Here is a 2584-nt window from a genome sequence, read left to right as displayed (position 1 = left end):
CACCGGCATCTATGACGCCAGCCTTGGCGCGCGGTCGAATGAGACAAGCGGGCGCGGGATCCTGGCCCGTCAGCAGCAGGGCGCCACGGCTACGTTCAATTACGTGGACAACCTGGCATACGCGATTCGGTACACCTACAAGATCCTGGGCGACATGATCCCGCGCGTGTACGACACGCCGCGAGTGGTTCGTGTCCTTGGCCCGGATGGCGGAGAGAAGTGGAAGCAGCTGTATCAGGAGGTGGTTGACCCGGCGACAGGACGGCGCATTGTCCTGAATGATCTGTCCAAGGGGAAATACGACTACACGGTGACGACTGGCCCGAGCTTCGCCACGCAGCGCATGGAGGCCGTTGACGCCTTCACGACCCTGCTTGGCCAGATGGGCCTCGGTCTGCCGCCGCCGATTGCCTCGCTCATGGCGTACTCCGCGATCAAGAACATGGACCTGCCTGGCATGGACGACGTGGACAGTGCCTTCCGCCAGATTCTGGTCAGCGGCGGTGTGCTCAAGCCGAAGGATGGCGAGGAAGCGCCCGAGCCGCAGCAGCCCAACCCGAAGGACCTCGCAGACGCCGACAAGGCCGCTGCAGATGCAGATAAATCCCGTGCACAGACCGCGCTCTACAGCGCCGACGCGCAAGGGAAACAGCTTGAGAACCTGGCGGCGATGTCCCTGATGGGGCTTCCCCCGCCCAACCCGGCACCCATGCCGGAAGAACAGCCGCCTTCGGGCGGCTTTTTTATGCCCGAAAGCCAGGGCGGCTACCCCGCCTAACCGCATCGGCCCGGTCAGGCCGAATCCCGAGAGGAAGACATGAGCGACGAGAACAACGCCCTTGAACAGGGCGGCGGCGAAGCAGTGGCCGCGACTCAGCCGAAGAATGATGCCGAAGCAGCCACCCAGGAACAGGCTGCAACGCAGGAGTCTGAGAAGGCCAAAGAGGCCGAAGCCAAGAAGGCCGATGAAGAGGCCACCAAGCGGAAGAACCGCACCGGTCAGTATATCGACAGGCTGAAGAACGACGCCAACATGGCGCGCAACGAGAACGCCGAGCTGCGAAAGCGACTCGACGCCATCGAATCCCGCTTCCCCAAGCAGGAAGCCAAGCCACCCACGATGGAAACCGCAGGCTATGACCCCGAAGAGCTGGCCCGTCAGACGGCCCGCTACGAGGTCCAGCAGGCGCGCCAGCAGTGGGAAGAGCAGCAGAAATCCGAGTCTGCAGCCCGCTCGGAGCAGGAGAAGGTGCAGGCGTACGCCCATCGTGCGCAGGCATTCGCTTCGCAGAACCCCGACTTCGAAGAGGTCGTCGGTTCCATCCCGCAGCAGTTCCTGATCCCTGAGCTGCAGAAGGCGGTCATGGTCCACGAACGTGGCCCTGAGATCGCGTATCGCCTCGCTCAGAACGAGGACGAGCTTTTCCAACTGGCCACCACCCGGCCGGAACTGATCGATTGGGCAGTCGCCCGTTTCGCATCGCGCCTGGACGCAGCGCCGCCGCAGCAGGAAGCCGAACCGGCTCCCCCGGCATTCGCGCCAACCCCGACCAACAAGCCCATTTCGCAGGCGCCCGCACCGGCACCCCGCGTCAGTGGTCGCGCTCCGACGGAAACCCCGCCGGAAAAGCTGACCGATGACGACTGGTATCGCCGTGACCGCGAGCAGCGCCGCAAGCGATAACCAATCGAGGAAACGCACATGGCAAACATCAATCAGGCGCTGACCCACCAGATGATCGCCCGCGAGGCGGCGAAGATCCTGTGGGAAGAAAACAGCGTTGTCCGCAACATCAACCTGGACCGCGAAGTCGAGTTCAGCGAGGAAGTGAACGGCTACAAGAAGGGCGATTCGGTCCGGGTCATGATCCCGCCGACCCCGGTAACCTACACCGGCTCCAACTTCGCTGGCGGTGGCGCCGCTCCGGCCGTCAATGAAACCTCGGTCAACCTGACCGTTGACCAGCAGCTGCACGTCCCGCTGACCTTCACCGCCAAGGAGAAGAAGCTGGAGCTGAGCCGGTTCCGCGAGCGCTTCCTGCGCCCGGCGATGTCGTCGCTGAACAGCAAGATCAACCAGGTGCTGCTTGCCTCGATGGTCGCGCAGACCTCAAACGTCGTCGGCACCTGGGGCACCGTCCCGGCCACCCGCACCCCGTGGCGCAATGCGTCCTCGATGTTGGATCGCTTCCTGGCGCCGGAAGACGAGCGCTTCGCGCACTTCTCGGTGGATGCCAACGACGCCCTGGCCGAGGCCAATGCGCCGCTGTTCCACACCGCTGATGAGCTGCGTGGCGAGTTCAGCGAGAACGCGGTTGGCAAGTTCGCTGGCCTGGAGTTCCACAAGCAGCTGTCGCTGCCGGTCCAGACCAACGGTGCTGGCGCAGGCTACACCGTCAATGCGGCAGGTCAGACTGGCACCACGCTGGCTGTCACCGCTGGTACGGGCGCCATCACCGCTGGCTCGATCATCAGCATCGCAGGCGTCAACGCGGTGCATCCGATCACTGGCGCCGACATGGGCGTTCCGCGCTACTTCCGCGTGACTGCCAACTACGCTGGCGGCGCGGGCAACGTGCAGATC

3 protein-coding genes are annotated in these 2584 nt (G+C 64.2%); all 3 read left to right on the top strand.

What is annotated here, in order from left to right:
* On the top strand, positions 1-778 hold a 778-nt coding region (locus ACFQ6N_RS40245), incomplete at its 5' end, for a portal protein (protein WP_380659120.1).
* A gap of 39 nt (positions 779-817) precedes the next feature.
* Positions 818-1684, top strand: a complete 867-nt coding sequence (locus ACFQ6N_RS40240; protein ID WP_380659119.1) for a hypothetical protein — start codon at positions 818-820, stop codon at positions 1682-1684.
* 18 nt (positions 1685-1702) lie between these two features.
* Positions 1703-2584: P22 phage major capsid protein family protein (locus tag ACFQ6N_RS40235; protein ID WP_380659118.1), on the top strand; the 882-nt coding region annotated here is incomplete at its 3' end.

This window comes from Kitasatospora sp. NPDC056446 (assembly GCF_042796115.1).
Lineage (GTDB): Bacteria > Actinomycetota > Actinomycetes > Streptomycetales > Streptomycetaceae > Kitasatospora.
Note: the sequence above shows the minus strand (reverse complement) of the source record. Positions and strands in the feature narration are given on the sequence as shown.

Excerpts from the sequence above, each read along its gene's own strand:
- ACFQ6N_RS40240 (WP_380659119.1), top strand. The coding sequence starts at position 818 with ATGAGCGACGAGAACAACGCCCTTGAACAGGGCGGCGGCGAAGCAGTG.